Source organism: Serratia quinivorans (assembly GCF_052113645.1).
In the GTDB taxonomy this organism is placed as follows: Bacteria; Pseudomonadota; Gammaproteobacteria; order Enterobacterales; family Enterobacteriaceae; genus Serratia; species Serratia quinivorans_B.
In genome coordinates, this window is the sequence record NZ_JBIEIU010000019.1 from 40403 (window position 1) to 67192 (window position 26790).

General features: G+C 53.4%; 26 protein-coding genes. 19 read left to right on the forward strand and 7 right to left on the reverse strand.

Annotated elements, in window-relative coordinates; genetic code table 11:
- Nucleotides 1–100: 100 nt before the first annotated feature.
- The 7 genes from ACGS9J_RS23885 to ACGS9J_RS23915 all read left to right on the forward strand — a co-directional run bounded on the left by ACGS9J_RS23885 (nucleotide 101) and on the right by ACGS9J_RS23915 (nucleotide 6928).
- The gene (locus ACGS9J_RS23885) at nucleotides 101–1153 is read left to right on the forward strand and encodes a DsbC family protein (RefSeq protein WP_442233126.1); all 1053 of its coding nucleotides are present in this window, start codon (nucleotides 101–103) and stop codon (nucleotides 1151–1153) included.
- Nucleotides 1140–3356 carry an F-type conjugative transfer protein TrbC gene (gene trbC, locus ACGS9J_RS23890; protein WP_410529507.1) on the forward strand — a complete coding sequence of 739 codons (2217 nt, stop codon included), beginning with the start codon at nucleotides 1140–1142 and terminating at the stop codon, nucleotides 3354–3356. The genes ACGS9J_RS23885 and trbC overlap by 14 nt, the downstream gene beginning before the upstream one ends.
- Before the next feature lie 11 nt (nucleotides 3357–3367).
- Nucleotides 3368–3682: a hypothetical protein gene (locus tag ACGS9J_RS23895; RefSeq protein ID WP_049190151.1), complete on the forward strand. Its 315-nt coding sequence runs from the start codon at nucleotides 3368–3370 to the stop codon at nucleotides 3680–3682.
- Entirely contained in the window at nucleotides 3682–4134 is a 453-nt protein-coding gene (locus tag ACGS9J_RS23900; protein WP_442233141.1) for a phospholipase D family protein, read from the forward strand. The genes ACGS9J_RS23895 and ACGS9J_RS23900 overlap by 1 nt, the downstream gene beginning before the upstream one ends.
- Nucleotides 4135–4325: 191 nt before the next feature.
- Nucleotides 4326–4586, forward strand: coding sequence for a replication regulatory protein RepA (locus ACGS9J_RS23905; RefSeq protein WP_048795546.1), 261 nt, complete (start codon nucleotides 4326–4328; stop codon nucleotides 4584–4586).
- Nucleotides 4587–4864: 278 nt separating this feature from the next.
- On the forward strand, nucleotides 4865–5749 hold the full coding sequence (gene repA / locus ACGS9J_RS23910; protein WP_261440451.1) for a plasmid replication initiator RepA: 885 nt from the start codon (nucleotides 4865–4867) through the stop codon (nucleotides 5747–5749).
- A gap of 1014 nt (nucleotides 5750–6763) precedes the next feature.
- Nucleotides 6764–6928 carry a hypothetical protein gene (locus ACGS9J_RS23915; RefSeq protein ID WP_442233127.1) on the forward strand — a complete coding sequence of 55 codons (165 nt, stop codon included), beginning with the start codon at nucleotides 6764–6766 and terminating at the stop codon, nucleotides 6926–6928.
- Nucleotides 6929–7028: 100 nt separating this feature from the next.
- On the opposite strand, the gene ACGS9J_RS23920 is transcribed toward ACGS9J_RS23915, so the two are convergent.
- The 3 genes from ACGS9J_RS23920 to ACGS9J_RS23930 are packed head-to-tail and all read right to left on the reverse strand — an operon-like array spanning nucleotide 7029 to nucleotide 9199.
- On the reverse strand, nucleotides 7029–7592 hold the full coding sequence (locus ACGS9J_RS23920) for a hypothetical protein (RefSeq protein ID WP_442233128.1): 564 nt from the start codon (nucleotides 7590–7592) through the stop codon (nucleotides 7029–7031).
- Nucleotides 7593–7629: 37 nt separating this feature from the next.
- On the reverse strand, nucleotides 7630–8244 hold the full coding sequence (locus ACGS9J_RS23925) for a DUF2913 family protein (protein ID WP_442233129.1): 615 nt from the start codon (nucleotides 8242–8244) through the stop codon (nucleotides 7630–7632).
- Nucleotides 8245–8272: 28 nt separating this feature from the next.
- On the reverse strand, nucleotides 8273–9199 hold the full coding sequence (locus tag ACGS9J_RS23930; protein ID WP_442233130.1) for an Rpn family recombination-promoting nuclease/putative transposase: 927 nt from the start codon (nucleotides 9197–9199) through the stop codon (nucleotides 8273–8275).
- Between the two features lie 127 nt (nucleotides 9200–9326).
- On the opposite strand from ACGS9J_RS23930, the gene ACGS9J_RS23935 reads away from it, so the two are divergent.
- The 4 genes from ACGS9J_RS23935 (at nucleotide 9327) to ACGS9J_RS23950 (ending at nucleotide 15274) form a co-directional block, all read left to right on the forward strand.
- The gene (locus tag ACGS9J_RS23935) at nucleotides 9327–13121 is read left to right on the forward strand and encodes a YobI family P-loop NTPase (RefSeq protein WP_442233131.1); all 3795 of its coding nucleotides are present in this window, start codon (nucleotides 9327–9329) and stop codon (nucleotides 13119–13121) included.
- 350 nt (nucleotides 13122–13471) lie between these two features.
- Nucleotides 13472–14233 carry a tyrosine-type recombinase/integrase gene (locus tag ACGS9J_RS23940; protein WP_442233132.1) on the forward strand — a complete coding sequence of 254 codons (762 nt, stop codon included), beginning with the start codon at nucleotides 13472–13474 and terminating at the stop codon, nucleotides 14231–14233.
- A gap of 175 nt (nucleotides 14234–14408) precedes the next feature.
- A complete protein-coding gene (gene parA, locus ACGS9J_RS23945; RefSeq protein ID WP_261440463.1) occupies nucleotides 14409–15032 on the forward strand; it encodes a ParA family partition ATPase in 624 nt (207 codons plus the stop codon).
- A gap of 2 nt (nucleotides 15033–15034) precedes the next feature.
- Entirely contained in the window at nucleotides 15035–15274 is a 240-nt protein-coding gene (locus tag ACGS9J_RS23950) for a plasmid partition protein ParG (RefSeq protein ID WP_442233133.1), read from the forward strand.
- Nucleotides 15275–15473: 199 nt separating this feature from the next.
- Here the strand turns inward: ACGS9J_RS23950 and ACGS9J_RS23955 are convergent, their stop codons facing one another.
- The 4 genes from ACGS9J_RS23955 to ACGS9J_RS23970 form a co-directional block, all read right to left on the reverse strand.
- Nucleotides 15474–15764, reverse strand: coding sequence for a helix-turn-helix transcriptional regulator (locus ACGS9J_RS23955; protein ID WP_442233134.1), 291 nt, complete (start codon nucleotides 15762–15764; stop codon nucleotides 15474–15476).
- A 208-nt stretch (nucleotides 15765–15972) separates the two neighbouring features.
- Nucleotides 15973–17148, reverse strand: coding sequence for a MalY/PatB family protein (locus ACGS9J_RS23960; protein ID WP_442233135.1), 1176 nt, complete (start codon nucleotides 17146–17148; stop codon nucleotides 15973–15975).
- A gap of 1 nt (nucleotide 17149) precedes the next feature.
- Nucleotides 17150–18589: a Na+/H+ antiporter NhaC gene (nhaC, locus tag ACGS9J_RS23965; RefSeq protein ID WP_308317565.1), complete on the reverse strand. Its 1440-nt coding sequence runs from the start codon at nucleotides 18587–18589 to the stop codon at nucleotides 17150–17152.
- A 142-nt stretch (nucleotides 18590–18731) separates the two neighbouring features.
- The gene (locus ACGS9J_RS23970) at nucleotides 18732–19751 is read right to left on the reverse strand and encodes a LacI family DNA-binding transcriptional regulator (RefSeq protein ID WP_442233136.1); all 1020 of its coding nucleotides are present in this window, start codon (nucleotides 19749–19751) and stop codon (nucleotides 18732–18734) included.
- A gap of 337 nt (nucleotides 19752–20088) precedes the next feature.
- Between ACGS9J_RS23970 and ACGS9J_RS23975 the strand changes: the two genes are divergently transcribed.
- From ACGS9J_RS23975 to ACGS9J_RS24010, 8 genes are all read left to right on the forward strand, one after another.
- Complete coding sequence (locus tag ACGS9J_RS23975; protein ID WP_048795503.1) at nucleotides 20089–20733, forward strand: DNA methyltransferase; 645 nt, start codon at nucleotides 20089–20091, stop codon at nucleotides 20731–20733.
- Nucleotides 20734–20749: 16 nt separating this feature from the next.
- Entirely contained in the window at nucleotides 20750–20971 is a 222-nt protein-coding gene (locus ACGS9J_RS23980) for a hypothetical protein (protein ID WP_241390713.1), read from the forward strand.
- A gap of 423 nt (nucleotides 20972–21394) precedes the next feature.
- Nucleotides 21395–21820 carry an antirestriction protein gene (locus ACGS9J_RS23985; protein WP_129942257.1) on the forward strand — a complete coding sequence of 142 codons (426 nt, stop codon included), beginning with the start codon at nucleotides 21395–21397 and terminating at the stop codon, nucleotides 21818–21820.
- 55 nt (nucleotides 21821–21875) lie between these two features.
- Entirely contained in the window at nucleotides 21876–22280 is a 405-nt protein-coding gene (locus ACGS9J_RS23990) for a DUF1380 family protein (RefSeq protein ID WP_241392011.1), read from the forward strand.
- Nucleotides 22281–22967: 687 nt separating this feature from the next.
- Nucleotides 22968–23258 carry a ribulokinase gene (locus tag ACGS9J_RS23995; protein WP_442233137.1) on the forward strand — a complete coding sequence of 97 codons (291 nt, stop codon included), beginning with the start codon at nucleotides 22968–22970 and terminating at the stop codon, nucleotides 23256–23258.
- Between the two features lie 87 nt (nucleotides 23259–23345).
- Nucleotides 23346–25409, forward strand: a complete 2064-nt coding sequence (locus ACGS9J_RS24000; RefSeq protein ID WP_442233138.1) for a ParB/RepB/Spo0J family partition protein — start codon at nucleotides 23346–23348, stop codon at nucleotides 25407–25409.
- Nucleotides 25410–25443: 34 nt separating this feature from the next.
- Nucleotides 25444–25881: a conjugation system SOS inhibitor PsiB gene (gene psiB / locus ACGS9J_RS24005; protein ID WP_048795550.1), complete on the forward strand. Its 438-nt coding sequence runs from the start codon at nucleotides 25444–25446 to the stop codon at nucleotides 25879–25881.
- Nucleotides 25878–26603: a plasmid SOS inhibition protein A gene (locus ACGS9J_RS24010; RefSeq protein ID WP_442233139.1), complete on the forward strand. Its 726-nt coding sequence runs from the start codon at nucleotides 25878–25880 to the stop codon at nucleotides 26601–26603. Before psiB ends, ACGS9J_RS24010 begins: the two co-directional genes overlap by 4 nt.
- The last annotated feature ends 187 nt before the right edge of the window (nucleotides 26604–26790 follow it).

Sequence of the window (26790 nt, forward strand, 5' to 3'; positions counted from 1 at the left end):
TCTTGATTTATCTGATCACACCCACCGAATTTTACCCCATTTGTACGCCAGGCTAATCAGTCTCTGGTGTCGACCCGTATTTGAATTAAAAGGATATTCCATGCGTGCAAAATCAAGCTATGCGCCTTTCTCCGTATACATCCGCGATAATCTGTTAGTCGTTCAACGTACTGGGGAGAACGGCGGTGTCCGTACTTTGTGTACTGTCGACCTGCGCCGCCAGCCGACTTTTTTCCTGTCTGACGCCGGGGTGGTGTGCTGCGACAAGTTGGGAAACGTGTTCACGGTTGAGTCCAGTGCCAATGGTGGCAACGATCAGTTGCTTGCGGCCTTGTCCGGTGCACAGCTACAGCAGGCGGAAAAATGGCGCTCCCGATGGGGTACCCGGTTGACGATGGCCGGTGCGTTGCTGTTTGTCGGGGTCATGCTGGGAGTTTACCTGGCGCAGTCCCGGGAGGTTGCACCCTTGGGGATGGGGCCAGAGGTTAGCCTAGCACCACCGCCTTTGGTTTTGCCGCCAGCGCTTCCTCCGCATACCAACGCGAAAGCCATACGTCCTGAAAACCCTGTGCCTGTCCAGCAAACGCGAACTGCCGCGCCAGAAGATGGCTGGGCGCTGCTGGCGTCAGTCCGGGCTACTCTGCCGCAGAAGCTGAAAAGTGCTGCCGATCGCCAATTGTTCACCGTGAACTATTCCTCTGGCCATGACCGCACCTTATACGTGTTTGCTGATCCCAACTGCCCGAATTGCCGGCATCTGGAGCCGGCATTAGTGGCTGCAGCCCATTTGGCGAACGTGGTCGTCTTCCCGGTGGCAGTGATTGGGCGCGAAAAATCCATTGCTGCTATCACACCGGTGTTGTGCTTGCCGCCAGAGCAACGGCCAGCTGCCTGGCAGGCATTATTTACTGTTGGTACGGATGGACTGCAGCTGGGTAAACAACCCCCAGCCGACAAGAAAGCTGACAGCACCTGTGATGTGGCTGAAAAGGCACTGGGCGTCAATGAGGTGGCCTATCAGGCCTATCGCATTCCGGGTACGCCATGGGTGATTGCGGATGATGGTCGCTATGTGCCTCAGGCGGTCCTGAGAGATCCAGCCCAACTGAGTCAGTTCCTGAGCGAGAAGGAGACGCCGGATGCAACCGACTGACTATGGCGTTGAACGCAATCGCGTTAACCGCCGTGTTTATCACTCAGCCCTGGGGGACTGGATGTTATCCCCGGGAGGATTGGCGCTGGGGATGACAGGGGCTGTCATCGCCGGTGTGGTTTGGCCGGTCACATTGTGGTTAACGCTGCCCGTGATGATGTTCTGGGCGCCCGCGATGCTGATGGAACCCTGGCAAATGCCGATGCGTATGCCTACCGATATGGATCGGCTCGACCCTTCTACACAGCGGCAGGTGCCGGGTAAGCTGTTTGGTTTCTTGCCCGTGACGGTCATGCGTATCGCCATGGGCAAGGCGGCCGGCATCCTCTACCTGGGGTATCTGCGTGGGCGTGATGCGGGGCGTGAGCTGTGGCTGTCGATGGATGACATGACGCGGCACATCCTGATGTTTGGCACCACCGGTGCAGGCAAGACGGAAACGCTGCTGGGTTATGTGCTCAACCAACTCGCTCTTGGCAAGGGGCTGATTTATTCCGACGCCAAGGCACAAAACGATGTGGCGCTGGCCATTGCGTCCATGGCGCGGCGCTTTGGTCGTGAAGACGATCTGCGGATGATGAACTTCATCACCGGCGGTCGTTCGCGGGCTCAGGAGCTGCTGGAAGATGTCAAAAACCGGCCGCAAACCAATACGGTCAATGCCTTCGGCATCGCTGAAGAAACCTACATCATCAACCTGATGGATTCGATGTTGCCACCGGCCGGCAACGATGGCGGCTGGCAGGAGAAAGCGCGGGCGATGATACAGGCGCTGGTGTTTGCCCTGGTGTACAAATGCCGGCGAGAAGGGACGGTGATGTCGCAGCGTACTATTCAAGCCCATCTCCCCTTGCGCAGTATTGCGCGGCTCTATATCCAGTCAGTGGAAGAGCAGTGGCATGATGAGGCGCGATTACCGCTGGAGAACTATCTTGGCACACTGGCGGGGTTTGACCTGGCCACGGTGGACTCCCCGTCAGAATGGGCACCGGAGGCGCTTAATCAGCATGGTTACCTCATTCAGCAGTTCACCCGCATGTTGGCGCTGTTCAATGACACCTACGGTCATGTGTTTGCCCGCGACGCCGGTGACATCGACCTGAGAGACGTGGTTCACAACGATCGCATCCTCGTCATCCTTATCCCCGCACTGGAAATCTCTTCCACCGAGGCTGCTGCTCTCGGGCGACTGTATGTGTCTCAGCTGGCGATGATCCTGAGCCAGGACCTAGGTGAAAAACTGGAGGGGCGGCCGGAAGACATCATGGTCGTACGCAAGTACAAGGACAGGTTTCCCTTTCTGTGGATAGCCGATGAGGTGGGGGCCTGTTACACCGAAAAGTTGGGTGAGTTGGCCACCCAGGTCCGATCGCTGGGGTATTGCCTGCTGCTGGCCGGACAAGAAGCACAGCGGCTTAAATCTGCGGCCGGTGATCGTGTATGGACGCTGATTGCCAACATGGGCACGCGTATCACCGGCAAAATCATGGACCCGAAAGACACCCTGGAAATTCTGCAGTTGATGGCCGGCACGGAATATTTGCCGGAAATGAGCCAGATGGTGCGTCAGAACGGTGTCATGGGCAGTCGCTGGGATGAAGACGACAAACTGCAGTTACGCGAGCAAAAGAAGGTCAGCGTGGAAGAAGTGCAGCAGCTGCAGGAGGGCGAGAATATCACCCTGTTCCGGGGAGAGGTTATTCGTGGTGCTTCGCTCTATATCGCTGACGCTGACAAGTTTACGAAAGAGGCGATACAGATTAACCGTTTTATCGAGGTGGCCCCACCATCTCTCAATGCGCTGCTTGCGCAGGCACCGGCAGCCATTCGTCGTAGCTATCCACGGGCTGACCGGATACAGCAGATAGTCCGCCGGCTGGATGCGCCGGACGCACGTTCAGATCTGGAGAACCTGCTGCTGACCGATCCCGCGCTGGCCGCCATTAATGACCTGGAAGACGAGTGGCAGTATATCTGGCGCCGACGTCCGACGGCGGCGGTCAGCACCAGTCTGCTATGGGAAACGGCACTGGCGCATCTGCCGGCACGCGGGCGTGGTTACCAGGTGCAGGCGAAAACACCGACCGCACTGGGTGTTGGGCAACCGCGTCTGATGGCCTATCAAATGCAACATATTCCGGTTGAGAAGCCGGCCGACAACACTTCAAAAGAGAAAGCAAAATGGCAACGAAAATCACAGTAAACGGCAAGACAATGGTCGTCGATGGTAATCATATCCGCGTCAGCGGTAACCAGGTGATTGCGGATGGCCAGACAGTGTCGCTGGGTGATGGGAAGGTGGTGGCTGTCGCCATTACGATTGTGGGAGACGTGCAGGTGATTGATTCCGAAGATGCTGATGTGACGGTGCAGGGGAATGTGGGTACCGTGCGCAGCACCAACGGCAACGTCAGGGCCGGTAACGTCACCGGCAACATCGAGACGCGTGCAGGTAACGTCACCTGTGGCCATGTCCAGGGCGACGTCAGCTCAAGGAACGGGAATGTGTTTTACGGGGGCGCCAAATGATGCGGACATCTCTGAAAGCCTGGTGTCTGGTCGCAACCCTGGCACTGGCTCCGTGTGCCATGGCGGCGCCCTCGGTGCAGGTGGGATTCTCACCGGAAGGCAGCGCCCTGCAGCTGGTGCTGAATACACTCAATGATGCCCAGAGCAGTATCCGGCTGATGGGGTATTCGTTCACCTCCCCTGAGGTGGCGAAGGCACTGACGAGCGCCAAGCGCCGGGGTGTTGATGTGAAAGTGGTGCTGGACGCGAAGGGAAACCAGAACAAGGCCAGCCAGGCGGCGATGAATTTGCTGGTCAATGCCGGCATTCCGGTGAGAACGGTGGATAAGTTCAAGATAATGCACGATAAAACAATTGTTTGTGACAGTAAAACCACGGAAATCGGGTCATTTAATTTTAGCCGAGCGGCCGACAGCTGGGATATCGGAAAGGAGTGGCGTTCGTCGTATTGAAATGTCCCCCCCATGCCTTTCTGTAACCCTATGACGGCTTGATCCTCTGGGCTCAGGTCGTCCGCTCTTCCTGCATTTTTATCTGTCATCCCGCGCCAACGGGACTGAAAAATGCTTTTTATGCTGCTAACTTACGGATTCTGTAGTACGCTTTGCCAAACGATCCTTTTCAGATCCTTGGGGAGGCAGAAATGCCACAGGTCGTAAACGCAGTTACTTCCTCATCGAAAACGAAGCGCTCTTACCGTAAAGGTAATCCTATGTCAGCTACTGAAAGGCAGTTGGCGGCGATAGCCCGTAAGCGCGAGACTCATAAAGAAGTGAATGTATTTATCAAAAATCCCATGAAAGACCAACTTCTACAGTTATGTGAAGAAGAGGGTTTAACTCAGGGACAGATGATCGAAAAACTCATTGAAATTGAGACGGGCCGCAGAAACAGCAGAATGTAAAAGGTTCACATTCTTGCTAGTTGTACTGGCGAGTGCTAGATTACTGATCGTTTGAAGAATTTTTTGGCTGGCCACGCCGTAAGGTGGCAAGGAATGGGTTCTGAGGCATTTGAACGGAACCCGGAAAAGCAAAAACCCCGATAATCTCTTCTGTTTGGCGACGTAGAAGATTAACGGGGCTCACTTAAAACTGTATAGAAGCGTTGCTCTATGCAGGGAGTATAGTTTTATGCCTTTTAAAGGTCAACTCCCCCTGTGCAACTTAAGCGCAGGAAGTGGTGGATAACCGCACGACTGTCCAACAAGCGTCATCAGCCCGTTCCCGGGGCTGCTACGTCAGCAATCCTTTCCCCTCTTATCAGCCTCCGAAGGCTGGTGCGAACAAACCTGCCCTTATCCGGGCGCTGGTGACGGCTGCCCGTGAGAATCAGCCTGCCAGACATGAAGCCTGGTACACCACACCACGCGTCCAGCAGAAAACCGGACTGACGCGGCCGGTCTTTAAACGTATGAATGAACACCGGGCCAGAGCGATCAATGCGCTGATGGTGGCGATGTCCGATCGTCTGAATATTGTGACCGGCAAGGTTGAGGCCAGCGTTGAACAGCTTTCCGACTGGTGTGGGTTGTCGACCGGTAGTGGCGACAAGAAAAGTATCTCACGAGCCAGCCGGGCGATCACCACGCTGGAAGAATTGGGTGCCCTCGCTTGTGAACGCGCCTGGGATGAAGCCAGCCGCTCCCACATTCCCAAAATCATCTGGGTAACCGAGCTGTTCTTTGTCCTGATCGGTTACGAGCTGGGCAAGTATCAGGCGGCGCAGAATCAGCAGTTGGCGTGGATGAATCAAGGGCTGGTCAAGCAGGGCGAAGCCCCGATAACGCTATCAGAGGCCCGCCGGCGTGCCAAGGAGCAGCATATCAAACGGGCCTTTGAACACCGGGCGCGTCACCGTTCCTTCAAACAACAGCGGCGGCAAGCGCAAAAACTGCTGCAGATGGAGCGCCAGCAGGCTCGCACTGAGATCCTTAACGGTCTGATAAAGATGTACAGCAAGGATGAGCTGGAGGCCATGGGCCACCTGGCGCTAAAGCGGCAGGTTGATCAGCGCTATCATGCCCTGCGCAAACTGGCCACGTCAGCCCCACCAGATACACCATAACCCCCTCTCTTTTGCCCGGCTTTCCGCCCTCCCGCCATTGATGCGCTTGATTGCGTAGGCCTCGGTACGTCCACTATTCCTGAATTGACTCTTAGGTACCATTTTTCTGCGAGCCAGTCCGCCAAACCGATGGCGAGTGCAAGGATCTGGCCTGGCGTTGCGAGTTTTCCACAGATAGATGCAAATGCTTTATGAGGACAAATGCCTGTTAAGAATTACATGCAAAGTAACTGTAACTTCATTAAGACCTAAAAAGACCTTACAAGAGCTCTGCTCTGTGGATAATGCCTTCACTTGCAGCGGGTAAACCCGCGCCGCTCAGAAACGGCGCAAGCGCCTTAAAAGTAGCTCCCGCCAATGGCGGGCAAAAGTCATCCGACTAACTCATACCCCTTCTCACAACTCAGCCATCGCAAAGCCGCCCCGCCCCGGGCCAAAGGCCCGGAACAGAGTGGCTTTATGATGGATGCTGTAACTAAAAATTAAGTTGCTGCCAGAATCATCGCGATTAGCCAGATATACACGCTCGTAAGCGGCCCATATGGCCCGCTAACGCGGAGCTACGCCCCGGCGGCGGCTACGCCTTGCCGTGACCACTCCGACCGCGCAAAAACAGTTCTGTGGCGCTGTTAATGGGGTTGGCTCTTCAGGACGAGGGATGGGATAGGCGAAATCTATCAAACCGTAACCGGCTTCGCCGGGCTACCGGCGACCCTCATCATTTGAGTTCTTTATAGCCATGTTTGTCGCCTTCATGCGCTAACGCGCATTAAACCCAAAACTTACGATTTTATGCCTGCTCGCCGCAACCGCCGAAATTTCCGACACCCTGCCTGGGGTTCTTAGCGGGAACCCGCCAAGATTTTGGCCGGTATGAAAAACAAGGTTATGAAGATATAATATGACAAATTGGCATATTTAGGGTGATGAAATATGACGGGATTCGAGTTAAAGCTTTGGCGGACGGGGCTTGACTGGACGCAGGAACGGGCTGCTGAGGAGTTTGGTATCTCGATGCGTACTTACATCCGTTATGAGCAGACTAAGCCGCCGAGGGTTATTGTGTTGGCTATCCAGGCATTGTCCCTGGTGGCCATGTTACCGGACATTGATACTCTGCCGGTTGATACTCTACGCCAGCGGATCAGAATACTGGCGGGCGACATCTCCACTGGCTGAGTAAACAAATGTCGTCAAATCACCCCTTCGCTCCCATTGGGCCAAACTGTCGCTAGAAGAAACAAACGAGGCGGAATTTTCCGGGGTTCCGGCATAGAGGTCATTTTCTATGCATCTGGATTTTGGTCTGTAAATCCATGAGCCGATCGGCAATCCGTGTCAGCCCCGCATGAACGTAGTCACGCTGCATAGGGGTGACGTTCTCATCGGCATTCAGCCCTTTTCTGAAGTCTGCTACGCATTCCTGCCATAATTTGAACGATTGGCCCAGCCGGATTATTTGTTCATCAAACACCGCCAAGGCGTTGCCCTGATAAGCGAGGTATCCCCGTTCCAGCGTTGCGGCCGTGGTGAGTATCTGTTCCATGGTGTGTTTATGGGCTGCAGAGAATTCAGGTATGCCGTCATAAGAGCGGGACGACCTCTGGCTCTCCTGCTCGAACGCAGTTTCCATGATGAGGGCGTAACGGTAAAAGCCTGGATATTCCTGGGTTAATGCCATCAGTTCTTTATCCGTGGTGCCGGTCCAAATCTGATGCAGTTCAGGGGTATAGCCCATCATGCGGTTGATAACCTGGTGCGGCTCCGTGACGCCTTGCGCGTCCAACTGCTGCATATGCTGATCCATTTTTGCCGCCATTCGGCGAAAATCGGCCATTGTCATCGGTGTTTCCTTTTTACCGGTTTGGCAGGGAGCAATGCTACGCGGGCTCCAGCGCGACCGTATGGTGATCTGGGGTGCTGTTGACGAGCCTCGCGTTCAGGCCATATTCCGTCATGATACGAATAAAGGTGACGGTGTCACCAATAATGCGAAAGGGTACGGGGTGCAGGTGCCGTCCGTCCTGGGTAAAGGCCGCATTCAGCGCCGTTTTTTCGACGTAGAAGCCGTTGTTAAGCGACGGCGTCAGGGTAACTCCGGATTTCCACTCCCGTGCATCCATCACGTAATTATCCCAGCCCTGGTCTTTCAGCGTTTCTGAGGCGTAGGTGAGCCGGAACAGATCGGATTGTGCGGCCAGATTGCCACTGCAGGAGCGCCACAGGTAGTCCAGGTGCTGACGCAGTTTTCCGGCCGGCCCATGTTTACGCCCGCGTTCGAGTAGCCAGGTGATATCGACGGCTACGCTTTTGGGGAATCGTTTCTGCTTTTGGGCCGTGGCCAGCCAGCGAATAAGAAACAGATTTTCGGCATAGGGTGTGCCGGCGATTCCGTCCTGACGCGCCAGACCCAGCGCCGCTAGGGCGCAGAACGCCAGATGGCTGAGCGCTGAAGTGGTGTTTTCCGTGGTAACGGATTCGGTCTTGTCTAACAATGCCTACCCTGCCCGTTAATACGATGGATTAATGACGGATTTGCGCCAGATCGTCGACGGTTAGCCCTGTCATTTTTATAACCGAGTCGCGATCGATACCGTTAGTCAGCATGGCTCGTGCAATTTTCAGCGTGGCCTCACGTTCACCTTTCTCAATACCGCGCTGTTCACCAAGCTGGATACCCTTCTCAATGCCCTTCTGTTCAAGTTGTTGTGCAATAGTCATCAGTTCATCCTCATGTTGCGGTACCCGCAGTGCCAGTTCGCGTATAAATGCTTGTGCATCCGACGACTCACCAGCCTGGAGAATATAGTGTACCAGCGAAATCACCTGGGGCGAAGACAGATAGCCGGCCAGCAGGATGGTGGCCAGTTGGTCGGTCAGCTCAGCCAGATCTCGTTGCCGAATATGTTTCTGCAGCAGGGTCAGCGCAGCCATACTGCGATGGCTCATGATCTCATCATCGGGAATAACCGTCACATCAACCAGCGGAAAATCGCCAGCATACAGTTTCCCTGCCAGCGTCGGATCATCAAATTCCTGCAGCCAGTTGGTGGAATACGGATACGGGCTACGCTTGCCGGTATAAAACAGAACTGGGATAACCAGTGGCAGTTTTTCGTGACCCGCATCCAGATGTCGCTGCATGGCTGCCACCGCGTACCTGATAAGCCTGAATGCCATGTGTTTATCCGGGGTGGATTGGTGTTCTATGAGCACATGGACGTAACCGTTAGCACCGGTGGTAGTTTTCAGGCTATAGAGTACATCGCTGAAATACTGGCGAAGATCATCTTCGACAAAGGAGCCTGACTCCAGTTTTAATGTGTTGAGATCGCAGATAGCACGTAGTTCTGGCGGCAGATGGATCTCCATGAAGTCGCGGGCAATCTCCGGCTGAGTCAGAAACTGCCGGAAAGTCGCATCGTGCGGTGTGTGGTTTTTCTTTTTCATTGGCCAATAGCCTTTGGATCTTACTTGTTTCCACATTATCACAAGTAGCTACTAATTTATATTGGTAACAATGGTAAACTGCTTACGTAAAACAGGAATGAAAATCTGTTAACGTTAAGGAATGAAAATGACAATATTCAGCTGGCTGAAAAGAGTATTTGAAAAACCGGATGCTTCATCACACAGTCCGAATGAAAACGTTTATGATACATTAACACCGAAGATAATTACGGATGCTAGCGTCAGCGAATATTTTGAAGCGCTTGATTTTGCGTTTACCCAAAAAGATGTAAAAAATATCGCAATCACCGGCCCTTACGGTGCGGGTAAAAGTACAGTTATACTCTCTTATCTGAGCGCTCGGTTAAAAAAAGACTTTATTAATGTCTCTCTGGCTGATTTCTCCATGTCACGAAAAGATAACGAAAAACCTCCCGAGAACGCAGAGATTGAACTCAGCATCCTTCAACAGATATTGTACAAAGAAAACAAAGATAATCTCCCAGATTCACGCATCGACCGTATCCAGAACAGAAATAACAAGCATGTCATTTGGCTTTTCTTAAATTCGCTAAGTGTCTTGGCACCATCGTTGCTATTGTTGTTTTCAATTATACCAAAAAAGATACTTCCTTTCTTCGGGATTAGCGAGAATGTGGTTTCTCTGATTAATAACGCCTATCCTGAACGGTTGTTTTTCAGTATGGTTCTGGTCGTGATGACGCTATTCTTTATCGTTCGTGTAGCGTCTAAAGCTGGATTATTTGATAAAAAATTAAAACTGAGCAAGATAGCTTTTCTCCAGGGAAGTGCCGATATGACTCCCCAGGAATCATCCTCTTTGCTTAACAATTGCCTGGATGAAATCGTCTATTTCTTTTCAAGAACTGGGCATAAAATAGTTATTTTTGAAGATCTGGATAGGCTTGGTAATACAGAGGTTTTTGTAAAGCTGAGGGAAATAAATCAGATTGTTAATAATAATATGCAAGGTGATCCTGTACGATTTGTGTATGCATGCAAGGATGATATTTTTCTCGGCGCAGACATACGCACCAAATTTTTTGATTTTATCCTTCCTATTATTCCTGTAATGGATGCAAGAAATGCATATACTCACCTAAAAAATAAAATAACAGACTTCCCTGAGGTGAACAAAGTCCTTCTTAAACAAACATCATTGTATATCGGTGATATGAGAACGTTGCAAAATATAGCCAATGAATATAATTTATTTAGACGTATTGTTGATGAAAAGAAAAATGAAGCAAAGGTGTTTTCTCTTATTTTTTATAAGAATATCTACGCACAGGATTACCATTTGACGGACAGAAAAGCGGGGGTTCTCTATTCATTTGTTAATGATTATCGCCTTAAGCGATTGCATGAAAACTACTTCGAGTCACTGGATGAAAGAGAGCGAAATATTTCTGAAAGAATTGAACAAATAAGAAAGGAATCTGCATCATCAGCTACTGATGTCAGAAAAGATATCATATGTAGATATATTTCAGAACCGTTGTGGTCAATAATATTCTTTGCAAGTAAAAGTGGAAATTACTACGCTCCCTATACTATGTTTGAAGCATCCAATCTTTATAATAATGAAAACGAATTCATGGCTTTCTTTAGTGGACAAGAACAACGGTATGCTGGCTACAGTAATAATCAGAATTTTTATCAAATAGATACTGAAAACGTTGCGGAAGAGTACAAGAAAAGAGAAAGGCTTGTTTCTGCAGACAGGAAAATTGAACTCAAAAAGGCTATCACTGAACTTCAGGAGGTAAAGGAAAATATTCGCACCAGAAATGCAATCACATTGGCTGAATTGCTAACGCGTATAGGAGAAAACCGGTTTAAAGAAATCGCTGAAGGATATATTGAAAAATGTAATGATCCGGATATTATTGATAAGGAACAACTTGAGACTATCCGTTCTGGCTTTCGTTTTGGTGGGTTAGAGGCACTCTACTATTTGTTGACGAACGGCTTCATTATGCAAGATTACATGATGTTCCGTTCCATCTTTCATGAAGGCACTATTTCAGTTAATGATAATGATTATATCAAGGCGGTGGGGAGACAGATGGGGTGCGCAGAAATTAATGATAACTACGCACTGGATAACGAAAAGGATGTGTTATCAGACCTGATAGATCAGAATTACATTTACCGCTCTGGGGCTTTACATCATCAAATAATAGCTTATATGTTGGATAGCCAGGACCTAGAAAATAAAAATACACTCTCAGGTATGGTTTCAGAAGTTTTCAATAAAAACCATGAAAATATAATTTTAGTGTTTCGTGTGTTAGAGGCCAAGTTTAATACCCCTGATTTATTTGTGAAATTCATTGTCAATTCACTGGAGAAGAACCGCTATCTAGATAAGATGCTTGCCGTTCTTGAGGGAAGTGGTTCAGACACAATAAAAACAAAAGTTGCGGTCAATATGATAGCTTTTGTTAGCCCTGACGCAACGAATGATAATGAGCGCTATAGACGATTTATCGAAGATGAGGGGTATCAATTGGTCTCTCATCTGAGCCATGAAATGCTACAACCGTTTATGAATAACGTAAAAAAAATTGGGGTGATATTTGATGACATCACCTTGCCAGTGACAGAGATTGAGAACCAAGCTCTAAAGTTTGTGGCAGATAATCATATGTATTCCTTTGATAAGGAAAACTACAGGGCAGTGGTAGCGGGACTGTTGCAGCATGTTAATGTCACCTGTGAACAGGTTGATGATGTGCCATTGTCATTGGTTAATCGTTATGAGTTATCTAACGTAAAAGCGTATATTGATACTAATATTGATGTGTTTGTCCGTGATATTTTTATTGCGTCAGAAGAAATCAGTAATACAATAGTCAGCGTACTTAAACACCCTTCTCTCAGTGATGAAGTCAGAATTGAAATCCTTAAAAAAATGCAGTTTACCGTTGACGATCTCCACTTGTTCACTGAAGAAGTAGATATGGGCGAGGACGCTATTTCTTACCACGACTTATTTTATCGTTATGACCATGTGGTACCTGGATGGGAGGCTTTGATTGCCTATGTTTGCGAGAACTGTAACCCCGATGTTCTTACGAGCTATATTGAAAAACATGCCAAGGTACTGGGGGAACAGCCTCTTGATCTTGTTGATGGTGACAAATATGATCTTCTTTACATGAAGGTCATTTGTAATGAACAGCTCAATGACGTTTCTTACGCCGCAGTGATGAAGCCTGTAGCGATTAACGTCCATTACTGGGATGAACGGTTCAGTATTCATAATTTCCGGCGTCTTATTTCTGGCAATAAAATCATTCTCGATTCTGAATCTTTTGATAAGGCGGCTGAACGGTTCATTCCTTTGACCGATGAGGCTGATGCTAAAGTTTTTGTTAGCTGGTTTGTTCAGAATAAAGATACCTTTCTCCGTAATACGGATTACTATCTCAAAGTTGATGAAGGTGATGCATTCCTTGAGACATCGCTCACAGAGATAAATTCTTCACCTGCATTTAGTGAAAAGGAGAAGGCGACCTTGCTGTTGAAATATAACGGCAAGTATAACGATAACTTCCTTTCTGATTTGAGTATTTCCCGTGAGGTTATGCTCTCGCTGATAGCGTTATCCGATGCTGATAATTTCAAAATACTTTTAATCATCCGATTAATTAAAACCGGCTATGTTAACAGAAGAGATATTACTGTTCTGATCGATAAATTACAGGAGAAAGAGTTCTCTAAATTGTTTAGCCAGAAAAGTGCCACGTTGACGTTAAGCAATCCTACGGAGGCTGAATCTCTCCTGTCGGCCCTGCAGAATGTTGAACTCATTAAGAAATGGACCGTTCGCGAAGACGGTAAATACCATGTCGTTTGCCGAGCGTATTTCAGTCAGGACGATGAGTCTGAATGAGTTTGGTCGGGTTGGGGATTTCCGCTAGACTCCCCAACCGCCCTGCCCGGCCGATCCTGGGCCGATTTTCCCTTGTGTCACAGCGGATTAGGGACGGTGTTCGCGTTTCGCCTGTCACACCGGCGCCAGCCGGCAGCAATGATGATTGTGTTTTTTACGCACATTGCGTTTTTTCCCCAATTTTTATGCGATGCTGTCCTGACCGATCACCGATTTATTCGGCTTCACGGCGCCGGGGCTGACACGGCACAATAGCGCATTGAGCGCCAACCCGGCGATCGCCGACGGTGTCAAAGCGCGATCGCGGCCTTTGAAGGCCGAAAAGTGCACAGAGTGCGGAGAATGAAAAATTGAGTATCATCCCCCTCGAGATGGGACAGATTTCACGTAGCGCGATCAGTCTGCCTGGCGGCTTTGCGCGCGCCGTGCGGCTGCGCGAAATGGCCCTGGCCGCCTCACTGGATGTGCCCCGCTACCTGCTGGCGCCGGAAATTGCGGTCTTGCTCGACTACCTGCCCGATCTGCGCCAGCGCATGCTGATCGAAACCCTGTGGAACACCGGCGCCCGCATCAATGAAGCCCTGGCGCTGACGCCGGGGGATGTGTTCTTCAACGGCGACCTGCCGTTTGTCCGGTTGCGCACCCTGAAGCAGCGAGTACCCCGCCCTCGTCGGCGACCGACCAAAGAAGAGCAGCAGCTGTGGGAGGCCCCGTTCCGGGCGGTGCCGTTGCCGGATATGGGTTATGTACGCCGGCTGCAGGAGTATTTTGCGACGTTCAAACTGCTCACCCGGCGGGCGACGCCGATGTGGGATGTGGCCAGCCAGGAAACGCCCCGCAATTGGCTGAAGGCGGCGATCGCGCGGGCGGAACGGGACGGCGTTACGTTCTCGGTACGGCCGATCACCCCGCACACATTCAGGCACAGCTATGCGGTGCACCTGCTGATGAATGGGGTGCACATCAAGCAGGTGCAGGCGCTGATGGGGCATAAGCGCCTGGAAAACACCGAGGTGTATACGAAGATTTTTGCGCTGGACGTGACGCCGGATCTGACGTTCTCCCTGTCGGTCGATGAGGCGCGCGAGCTGCTGGCGCTGCCCGCCACATGATAGCTCCGGATGTTTTGCAGATAATCGCAAATACGATTTTACAGAAAAGCGTAATTAATGATTTCAGTATTGACCTTGTCCGCGGTTATGCATACACTGCAATTGAATCGTAATTGTTAGTTTGCAGAAATGCGATTTTACTGAAAATCGTAATAACTCATACCAGGAGAGCCTGATGATTATCTCTGTACTGAACCAGAAAGGGGGAGTCGGCAAAACCACTCTCAGTGTGAATATCGCCGCCCGCCTGGCAGCGGATGGTGCGCGTGTGTTGCTGCTTGATGCTGATCCTCAGGGCAGTGCCCTCGATTGGGCGGCGGCAAGAGAGGAAGAGTCCGCTTTCCCGGTGCTGGGTTTACCGCGCGCAACGCTGCACAAGGATATCGGCAAGTTCACCCAGGATTATGACCATATCGTCATCGATGGCCCACCTCGCGTCACGGATCTGGCCCGTTCCGCCATCATGGCCGCAGACCTGGTCGTTATTCCTGTTCAGCCCAGCCCGTATGACGTTTGGGCGGCACAAGAAGTGGTCACGTTGATCCATGAAGCCAAAATTTATAAAGAAAACCTTAAATCTGTATTTGCGGTTAATCGTAAAATCGTAAATACTGCGATAGGCCGCGATGTGGGCGAGGCGCTGTCGACGTATGAAACGCCGGTGCTGAAGGCCACGGTTTCACAGCGCGTGATTTTCGCTGAGGCTGCTGCGGTCGGCAAAGCGGTATTCGAACTTGAACCGGATTCCGCCGCGTCAAAAGAGATACGTGCCCTGGTTAACGAGATTTTGGAGCAATAAGCATGAGTGGGAAAAAAGTGACTTTTGGGGCCAAGCCAACCAAACCGGCTCCTAACGCGGATGCCTGGGTGGAAAGTCGCTCTGTTGAAGAAGAGCCACTGCCGGTCGAGAAAATGAAGCGACTCACGATTGATATCCCGGAGAGTCTCCATAAAGCCATCAAGTCTGCCTGTGCTCTGCGGGGTACCAAGATCGCTGATGAAGTGCGTGAGCTGTTGTACAACAAATACGGAAAAGAGTAATTCTGTATTTAATGTTTTACGATTATGCGATTTTAAGATTAAACGATTTTGAGTTTATGGTAAGACGGTATGGCAGGCAGGTTACGACTCATCATTGCTATCGAGCTGTAACTCCCTGCGTACCGTTTGAAACCCTATCAGTACGATTTTCTGTATTTAATGAAAGTAACATTTCATTAAATACAGAAATAATCAGCTACTATGCTACTCGTGGGTGCTCCTCTCGCAAATCAATTTGCAGCCCCATCATGGCCATGGTGAGCCTCACCTGAACGGCACTTGTGACAGCAGCAAGGTTGGATAAATCGAGTTTTTGGCGAGCTTCCTGCAATACTTTACGCACGGTCTCGGGAGAGACATCACGCAAGTCGGCAATGGTCGGGATAGCCAATCCCATGGAGAACAGGATACAGGTCATTGCTTGTGTAGGCGTTAATTCTGGAAACAACTCAAAGTAACGCGCAAATTGTGCACTCTCAACAGCAGCCATTTTAGCCTTCCATCTGGATGGTGGTCAGCGGTCTGTCAGTGGTCTGACAGTTCCTTGATGGTCAGTACCCGCTCGAACCTATGGTTGGTTGATGCGGGTACTGAATGACTTTCCCTGGTGTTGAGCTTACCCACGCAAAGGTGGGCATTAACTATCATCATTATTCGGCCCCGGTTTATGTGGTCTTTGCCTCCGGGTACCCGTTGTCTTACGGTTTCAGTTTGGCGAGCCCCCTTATTGCGTCTTCAAGGTATTGACGAGGACAGCCCAGGTTGATGCGTATGAAACCTCTCCCTTGTGGGCCAAAGCTGCTGCCCATTGAGGGCGCAATTTTCGACTCATGGATCAAGGCCTGTTGTAAGGCGTTGTCATCTAAACCCAAAGCACGACAATCCAGCCAAGCAAGGTACGTGCCTTCCGCCCGGGTCATTTTGCACCAGGGCGCAGCATAGGCTAATGCCTGTTCAAACCAGCGTCGGTTCTCGGCCAGATAGCGCTGTAAATCATCAAGCCAGGCGGCACCGTGCTGGTACGCAGCGGTGGCCGCCGTCATCGACAGCGCATTGAAGACATCCAGTCCATGGGCGTTAAGGCGGTCGATGAACGCACTGCGGGTACGGGCATTGGGGATCAGGAAATTCGAGATACGCAGCGACGACAACCCGAACGTTTTACTGGCCGAGGTGGCTGCAATCACGTGTTCATGGCAGTCTTCGTCCAGGTGAAGGACCGACGTGAACGTTTCTCCGGGCAGGATCAGGTCGGCCCAGATTTCGTCGGATATCACGGTCACCCCATAGGTGCGGCAGAGCGCCATCAGTTGCGTCAGTTCGCGACGTGTCCAGCAGCGACCGGTCGGGTTATGGGGATTGCACAGCAGCAGTAGCGGGGGCTTGCGCAGCTTGAAACAGGCTTCCAATTGAGCGAAGTCAAATTGGTAGCCCTGCGGGCTTTCCGCCAGCGGGTTCTCGATGACTTCCCGGCCATTCATGGTGATGATCTTGGCAAATGAGCCGTAGTAGGGGCCCTGTACCACAACGGCATCGCCCGGGTTGCTGAGCAACTGGATAAGTATGGCCAGACCGGGAACTACACCCTCTATTGATGTAAACCATTCACGCTTCAGGTGCAGGTTGTGCCGGTTTGAGAACCAATCCATGACTACCTGGTAATAGTGAGCGTCCCGTTCGCTGTAACCAAATATGCCGTGGTCAACACGGCTATGCAGCGCCTGTTGGACTTCTTCAGGGCACTTGAAGTCAAAATCAGAGACCCACATCGGCAACAGGTCACTGCCGTCCAACTGGAGATAGTGCTCGATGAAGTCCCACTTCACCGAGCCGGTGTTGTGCCGGTTAACTACCTGGTTAAAATTGGTCTTCACGTCAGGCTTCCTTCTGCTGCAGGTCGTTCTGGGGCTGAATCCTGGCAATACCGAATCCGGTAAAACCATAAATCAGGGCAAACACCACGGCGGCGTAGCATTGGACTGCCCACGGCAATAAATCCAGCGTGCTGACCCCCAGGGTAGTCGCCATATAAATGCCGGCCGCCGTCCACGGGATCAGCGGCTCGATGACGGTGCCTGCATCTTCGACGGTCCGCGACAGGTTTTTATTGTCCAGCCCCATGCGTCGGTACGCCCCTTTGAACAGTTCAGCCGGAATGAGCAGGGCCAGCTTCCCGTCACTGGTGGCACCGGTCACGAGAATGGTGGTTGCGACAGTGGCGGCAATCAACTGGCCGGTCGTATGGACCACTTTCAGCAGCCGATTGATGATGATGGTCAGTGCGCCGGTTAGCGTTAATGCGCCGGCAAAGGAAAATGCGCAGAAGACCAGCAGGATGGTGCTCATCATCGAGAACATGCCACCGCGATTAAGTAATCGTGGAACATCATCGACGATCCCGACCACGTTGTTCCCCTGGGCGGCAAACATCGACAGGTTAAATCCGTCCATCAATGCGTTTAAGCCTTGTTGCAGGTTGAATCCCTGGAGGGCAACACCGATGACAATGGCCAGTGCACATCCTGCCAGCATGATGGGGATCACCGGGCGTTTAGTCACCGCCCCCCAAAGAACGAGGGCAGGGGGCAGGATCAGGAGCAGATTGAAGTGATACAGCCCCTCAAGTGCATTGACTATCGCAGTCACTTTTTCGGGCGTTGCGACGCTGCCGACGGCACCGGTATGTCCGGCGATCAAGTACACCACCGCAGCCAGAACGAAGCTCGGTAATGTCGTGTACATCAGGTGTTGGATGTGGCTGTAGAGATCGGTATCGGCGACGATGGCCGCGAAATTCGTTGAGTCAGACAGCGGGGAAATCTTGTCACCAAAGTAGGCTCCTGACACTACGGCACCGGCGGCTGCGGCCAGAGGTACATCCAAGCCGGCAGCGACGCCCATCAGGGCAACGCCCACCGTGCCCGCAGCGCCCCAGGAGGTACCAGTACACACGGATATCACGCTGGTGATGAAGAAGGCGGCGATCAGGATGTATTGTGGGCTGATCAGCTTTAACCCCCAATACACCATGTAGGGAATGGTGCCGCTGAACATCCAGGTACCAATCAGGCCTCCTACGCATATCAGTATCATGATGACCGGCATGGCTTTCGCCAGCTTGGAGACGATGGCATCGATAATGTCGTCCCAACGGTAACCTTGCCACCAGGCTAACGCGGCAGCGATACCGGCAGAAACCAATAACAATGGCTCGATCCGCAGGCCAAACTGGCCATATCCGATGATAAGCAGCAACAGCATGGCCACAATGGGCAGCATCGCCAGCCCAAGGTTGAGCGTTTTTTTGTCATCCATGTACAACTCCTGTTAAAGGGTGGGGCTTTTATAAAAGCGTAACTAATTCATTTCGAATGGGGTGTGAGCGAGGGTAGGCGTTCATGTAACTTGTTTCATGAGGTGGTTTAACGTGATTAAACTCTCACTTTTAAGCGTCTTTTTATTGGCCTCGGTCATTTTTTTCGATAGCGGCCACTGAGTCTCGGAGGATAAGTTCAGCGGAAAATTGATTATTCTGTGGGGCGGCGGTAACGCCAGTATTGAGCTGAAGCGCCAATTTTGCTGCACAGTTCGCCATTTTTTCCACGGGATAGTGCACGGTGGTCAACGAAGGGTGGAGATATTTTGCCAGGGCAACGTCATCAAACCCAACGATAGAGATGTCTCCGGGTAGAGTTACCTGCTTCTTGTGAAGAATTCGCATCATGCCGGCAGCCATCACGTCGTTGAATGTCACAGCGGCCGTAAACCTGTGTTCACTGGCCAATACTTTTTCTGCCGCCAGTTCGCCCCCTGCTTCGTTGAAGGGGACGCTGATTATCCAGGAGCCAGGTACGGTGATGCCGGCACTGGCCATAGCCCGTCGGAAACCCTCGAGCCGGTGCTTTTGGTCATCGATCGGCAGGTCTGCCGTGATGCAGGCGATCTTTCGGTGGCCGTTCCTGATGAGCATCGTGGTCGCGGTTTGCGCTGCGCTGACATTGTCCAGCCATATGCAGCGATTGGCGATAGTGGGTAAATAACGATTGACCACAACCAGGGCCGGCGTGTGGGCGGCGTACCTTAATATGTCCTCCTCATTCATACGGGTTACATGCGCAACGATGGCTTCACATCCCTGGTTTATCAAGAAGTCGAGGCCACTTTTCTCCAGCTCGGCCTGATGGCCCCCACTGCAGACCATCAACCTGACGCCTTCTTTCCGCGTGATATCTTCGACGCCCCGCGCCAGGCGCGAGAAAAACGGGTCATCGAGATTGCCGGTCAGCAACCCCAGCATATTCCCGCTTCTTTTTGCCAGGGCCAATGCGGCAGCGTTCCGGTGATAATTAAGCTCGCGCATAGCCTTCTCAACGCGTTCGCGGGTCACGGGTTCAACATAGGTGGTGTTATTGATCACCCTGCTAACGGTGGCCACGGATACCCCTGCGCGGTGTGCAACCTCTCTCATTGTGGCCATGTCATATCCTGTTGTTCTTCTATTCAAACTTCCGGTTAAGTGTAGCTGACCAGGCAGTTAAGAAGGATGTCGCTGCGCTCCGTTTTCCTCACCGCCAGTTAAACCACACCTGCAGCCCGATGACATATTGGCAGCCCCCGCTGATGGCGTGGCGGCGGGCGGAGCCCTGCCTTCAAGCCGCTTTCGCGGCATATCCTCGCCGGCGATATGACCACCGACTCGGTATTCCACGGTCGGCTTGACACGCGGCGGTGCCTGCCTGCCATGACATCGGGCAGCAGGGAACGGTGGCCGTACCGGCCTCCTCCTGCACCCCTCGAATGGCGAGGTATTCCTTATGTCCCGATATGTCCTGGGTGATTCCGTGCAGGTGATGGCTGGCTTTCCGTCAAACAGCATTGATTTTGTGCTGACCGATCCCCCTTATCTGGTCGGCTATACCGACCGCAGCGGTCGCAGCATTGCCAACGACAAAAATGATGAATGGGTGCGGCCGGCGTTCCGTGAAATGTTCCGGGTGCTCAAGCCTGACAGTCTGGCGGTGAGTTTCTACGGCTGGAACCGGGTAGATACCTTTATGGCCGCCTGGAAACAGGCCGGGTTCCGCGTCGTCGGGCATATGGTGTTTACCAAACCCTACGCCTCCAAATCTGCCTTTGTCGGCTACCAGCATGAATGTGCCTACATTTTGGCGAAAGGGCGCCCGGCATTGCCGGCGCAACCGCGCTCTGATGTGCAGCCCTGGGAATACACCGGCAATCGTCACCACCCGACTGAAAAGCCGGTGTCCATTCTGCAACCGTTGATTGAGTCGTTCACGCAGCCCGGCGCGATTGTCCTCGATCCCTTTGCTGGCTCAGGTTCGACCTGCGTCGCCGCCGCTCAGGCCGGGCGGCGCTATATAGGCATCGAGCTTTTGGAGCAGTACCACACCATCGGTCAGCAGCGGTTGCATCGCCTGCGCGCCCAGTACGCAGCATAACAAAGGGAAATCAACGATGAACTACACCGGGAATGAAGACCTGCGTGCCGCAATTGCGGCACTGTCCAACGACATGTGTGAGATGCACCTGCGGCTGCGCGAGCTGGTCAGCGTGTATTTCTGGAACAGCGATGTGTTGGCCGAACGCCTGGCCGGGCATATTCTGCGGGACGCGCACGATCGTTACGTCGAAATCTATCAGGCTATCAACGAACTGGATCACCATTTCAAAGATTGAACCGCAGGCATTATGCAGCCGGGCAGGGAAACCTGCCCGGGTTGCCTCGCTGTAAGCCTGCGGACGCCAGGGCGCATCGAACGCCCCGCGTCCGTAGAACCGCCACGCGGCACTTGCCGGCGATGCCGGCGCCGCAAAGGACGCTGGCTGGGCCTACCTACACCTCTCTAAATCTTTTCCCTTTGCGGCACCGGCGTAGTGACGGCCTGTGCCGTCCCCAAACGCTAGTCCGGCACGGTCGGGCTGCAAGGGTACGCTTCGCCGCCTCCTCACCCGTTCGCACCCGTTACGGCGCATTCAGCCCGCAACGGGCTTGCGCTGCGGCTTGCGGTGGCGCCCCTGCCTCCCTCCCTCGGGGCCGGCCTTTCGAATGGGTACGGCACCGGCCGGTGTCGCGAACCCTGAAACTCTGGAGGTAGTCCCATGCAACATGCTCATTCCGTCACACTGCAAGTCTGTGAATCCGATCGTCTGTCGTTTCTGCCGGATCTGTTTGGCGAGGATTTTTTGCCCGCTGAAATGCAGGTGTATTCCCTCGCCGATCGCTATCTGCCGCAGTACACCGGCGGGTTTTGGCACTTCATCCGTTTACCGGAGGGGGGCGGCTATATGGCACCTGACAGCGATCGTGTGCACCTGATCAACGCTGATAACTGGTTTGACAAGACCCTCAGCGGTGACGCCGCCGGTATCGTGTTGACGGCACTGGCCATCAATCGCCGCTGTTGGTTGCATCACGATCGGGGCAATGCCGGACTGGTGAAGTTGCTTATGCAGCGGGAAGAGCAGCTTTGGCGCTATATCGAGACGCACCCGGAGCGCGCCGACATCTGCCGCGCGCTGGACTGACAGGGATTCGAATACGGGCGGCTATGCCGCCCCTCATAAATAAGGAGGGGGAATTATGTTTGGCAGCGTGAAAGAAGTTTGTGCGGAATTATTCCGTGAGTATGGCAGCGACGAACCTATTACCGTGCTGATATGGGATGCGCACGCCGTGCGTTACTTTGCACAGGAGTGGAACCCTAACGACGGCGATGTGCTGGCAATACTGGAAACCATTGGCTGCTCTGATATTGAGGAATATCAGCGGTACGGTATCAATCAACAATACATTCAGGATGCAATAACGAAAATTGCCGATAGTCGCAGCCGAACTCGACAGGTCGAGGTGAGCGCCAGCGCACTGGAAACCGTGTTGGAACTGGCCGCGATTACTATAGATATAGACGACCCCGAAAGTTGGGATGAAGACACATCCAGGGGACAATGTGCTATCGAGGCGTTGCGGGCCGCGTTACATCCCTAGGTTATCACCACAAAGGGCCGTCAGAGCGGCGGCCTGCTTGCCCTGCGTACTCTGGACGCGCGGAAAAACCTTGTCAGCCGCCTTCGGCGTCAGGCTACCGAAGGTGGCGGCTGCGCCGCCCTCTTTCGCTGCCTTGTGGGGGGGTGTTTAGGTGGATGGAGCAGGACTGTTTATCGTCCTGGTAGAGTGATGCTTCCTGTTTCTGCATTTTTGGTGAGGGGTCTCTGTGCGGGGTTGATACCGGTATCGGGCGTCCGGGCGGGCTGTCGTGCTGCGCATGGCGCCGGCATACCGTCGCCCCCCTGCGGGCGTCCATCCCATGACGCAACGGCACGCTTGCAGCGGCCACAGGCCGCGCCGCACAGGGCCAACCGCGCGGCGGTGAGGCTGCCGCCGCTTCAGAGGCGCCGAACCGTTCGCTGTCGCGCCCGACCGGCGAATTGCGCCCTGTTCATCCTTTCGGGTTGCTTTAGCCGCAGTCAGTCTTCCCGCCGCAACTGATAACAGCACACCGCCTCGCTTAAACGGCAAGGGGTAAATGAACTCCGCCAAAAACTTTTTCTCCCTCTGGTCAAAAAACTTTTTGTCTCCGCCCCTTGCCGCCGCTCCTCGCCGTGCTGGATCAGTTTTATTGCGACGGCGAATACTCACAGCGGCATCAGTTTTCAACCCACGGAGGATTTCAACATGGCTCAACAAAACGTCAAAGGCGCGACAACGAAGCCTACAGCAGCATCAGCACAGACCAACTGCGATCTGACCGTACCACAAGTGTATGACCTGTTTTGTTTCGTGAAGGCGGTTTGTGGCTGTTCGACTGGCACCAGTGAGCCTCCGGTTGTTCCGGCAGGGGCGGTGGAGGTTTACGCGGATTTTGGGGATTTCGACACCATTGCGGTCTGGGTCGTCAACGGCTGGCCGGTTGCGGCCAGTGATCAGATGACCCTGACCCACTGGAGCCTGAATTTCAGTCGATAAAAAAGCAGCGTTTCCGCTGCTTTCTCACCGTCAGTCCTGACGCCATCGGGACTGGCACAACAGCAATAACATTGAAGGAGCTATCACATGTCAACTATCGAGTCTAAAGCACCGGCCACGGCCAAAGCAACCCGCACGGCCAAATCCGCGACGAAGAAAAGCGTTGTCGCTGAAAATATCGAAGCGGCACTGGCAAAAGCCGTGCGCAAAACGGCCACGCTCGGCCAGTTGGAACTGGACGGCCTGAACGTGCGCAAGAAAAAAACCTCACAGGCATCGATCGAAGGGCTGGCCGCCAGTATCCGCTCTGTCGGGCTATTGCAGAACCTGATCGTCTTCGAGATGGAGAACGGTCAGTTTGGCGTAGCCGCCGGTGAGCGGCGCACGCTGGCGTTGCGGTGGTTGATGGGGCATGAAGACGACGCCGACAAGACCACGCCGGACGGCATCGTCAATGCGGGTTACGCGGTTGATGTACTGATCGTCAGCAAGGAGATGGCGCGCATCATTTCCCTGACGGAAAACAGTCAGCGTGAGCAGATGCACCCGGCTGATCAGGTCTTCGCTTTCCGTGAAATGTCGGCAGAAGGGCGTGCTCCGGCGCAGATTGGCGGCCTGCTGGGCTTCAGCACCAAGCACGTTCAAAAATGCCTGAGGCTGGCGACGATGGCACCGGTACTACTCGATGCGCTGGCCGACGACAAAATCACACTCGACCAGCTGCAAGCGCTGTCGGCAACCGAAGATCATCAACGTCAATGTGACGTGTGGGTCAACGCGCACGGCTGGGCGGCCGCGCCGCAGCACCTGCGCGAGGCCGTGCTGAAAGACGAAGTCTCGGCCAAGGACAACAGCCAACTGGCGTTCGTCGGGCGCGAAGCCTACGAGTCGGCTGGCGGCACCTTCAAATTCGATCTGTTTACCGACGAAGGTTTTTTGACCGAACCGGCGTTGCTGGAGCGTCTTACCCGCGAAAAACTGCACGCACTGGCGCAGCAGGTTGCCGGGGACGAGGGCTGGAGCTGGGCGGAAGGTCGCATTTCGGCCATTAAAACGTGGGGCGAAGATGCCGAGCTGTATCGCGAGATGGCTGAACCGGTGCCGGAATTCTCCGACGCCGAGCTGGCCGAGATCACCCGGTTGAAAGGGCGGTTTGCTGCGCTGGAAGCGGCATTCGAAGAAGCGGATGCCGATACCGATACTGACGTGATGATTGCCGAAAGCGACGCTATACAGGCCGATATTGAGCGGATCACCGAGCTGGCGACTATCCGGTCATGGCCGCAGGCGTTGCGCAGTACTGGCGGGGTGATGGTGTCTCTGAGTGGCGGGGACGTGGTTTACCAGCGCGGTATCGTGTTGCGTGCGAGTGAGTCGACAACCGCGCCTGCCGGTGATGACAACGGTGACGGGACAGCGGCCAGCGAGACACCTGCACCGAAAACCAAGGAGAAAGGGCTGTCGGCGGCGTTGATCACCTGTCTGTCGGCAGAGCGCTCGCTGGCGGTGATGGGTGCGCTGGTAGAGAACCCGACCGTCGCGCTGGCACTGCACACCCACACACTGACCGTGAAGGTGTTCGGCTCACGCTACGCCGGTTCGCTGCTCAAAACCGACCTGACGCCCAAACGCGCGGAACTGCTGACCAAAGCTCCGACAGCGGAAGGAAGCCGCGCCGATCGCCAGCTGGGCGAGCTGCACGCGCAGTGGGAGTCCAAATTGCCGCCGGAGTGGAATACCGATTTCACATGGTTGCTGACGTGGGAACAGGCCGACGTCGTGGCGCTGCTGGCGTACTGCGTCGGCCAGTCTCTCGATGCCATCCAGTTGTGGCCTGCGAGGGATGGCAAGGTTGGCGGTGAACTGACGCCGCTCGAGCACGCGCTGGATTTCACTCTGCGCGACTGGTGGCAACCGACCAAGGCCAATTACTTTGGGCGTATCAGTAAAGAGCTAATGAGCGATGCGCTGGTTGATGCCGGAAAAGTGGCGCAGGCGGCCTCGGTGCTCAAGATGAAGAAGGGCGACGCCGCGCAGCTGGCCGAGGACGAACTGAGCGCCAGCGGCTGGGTGCCTGATTGCCTGCTGCCCGCTAGCGATGAAGCTGATGCTGCTGACGATATTGCCCATCCTGATAACGTTGCTGCCTGACCGGAGGTGCCGCCCTTTGGGCGGCAATAGCATAATGAAAAAATTGAACCTTGAGCAGTTGATGAGCATGAGTCCGCTCGATCTAGAGCAGTACCGCGAGCAGGGTATGGAGTACCGAGTGATGCTCAATTGTGCCGTACTGAGTCAGTTGACGGTGCCGGAAGGTTGGCGGGTCAACGCCGAAGAAGGCTGTGAATTTTGCGGGCGGGTGCCGGTCGTGTGTCGTATAAGCCCGGCAGGCGATGAGGCCACGGCGGTGTATCTGTGCAGCGCGGGAGCCGATGTTCCGGGTTGGTCGATGATACTTCCCTTTGACGATGGTCAGTCTCAGGCGTGGTTGTACCTGGATGATACCTATACACCGGCGATCGTTAATCGCGTGCTGACTACGGTTGCCGTGTATTACCGGCAGGGGTTCTGGCGACCGGAGAAACTGGCAGTTGCACTGCGGATGGGAGGACATTGCCTGTGATCCCGAACCATATGGCTCTGGTGCCGTGGCACCCCTACCGGCAGGCGGTATGGTTTGCCATTGCTCAGGTTGAGGCCCGTCGCGAGACGGACAGACGGCAGGCTGTCTATGCCTATGCCAACGCCTTTTTCCGTCAACTGACCGGACGCTCCACTATTTCAGCCAAGGACATGCGTATGATCGACATTACCTACCGCCCCGGCGATCGCCACCGAACTTCCTGTTTGGAAGACTATGTCGATGCGTTGAATACATTGATTGCCAGCCGTGGCGAGCGGTGTTATTCCCCGCTGCCCGGTGATACGCGCGATATGCTGTTCCCCGAGGTCAGCCGCCGCCGTCAGCAGCGTTTTGAGCACAAACTGGCGATGAAACAGACCCGACAACAACGGCAAGAAAAACAGGTGAAGTGGCATAAGCGACGTCGCTATCAGGTCAGTCTGGCACAGGCGGAGATTGAGCTGGCGTTTGTGACCCCGGGCGATCACGAGGATTGGTTAAAACGCTGGCAACAGCAGGGGATAGAAGAGTTTGACCTGAGTAACATGGTCTTTGCGTGGACGACGCGTTTCCCCTGTCTGGCCGAGCTGGATCGCTACCATTGGGCTGCGATGCCGTTTTGGGAGGCTCGGTTACAGGTAAGTCGGATCAGCGCCGTGTTGCCAGGTACGGTTCGATCGGATAACCGTGCGCGTATCCCCAATCGCCTGGTGCGCCGATAAAACCGGAAGTCAAGCTGCGGTGGCTTCGCCACTGCGGCTATGATGTCGCCATGCCTGATAACGTTGACCGAATGGTCACATGCATGTCCGTTGTCCATGTCGGCAGGATGGTAAGCGCTCCATCAGCACCGTCTTCCCCTGTATTTTCCTGTTCACGATAATGTCCACTTTCGCGAAAATGGACATT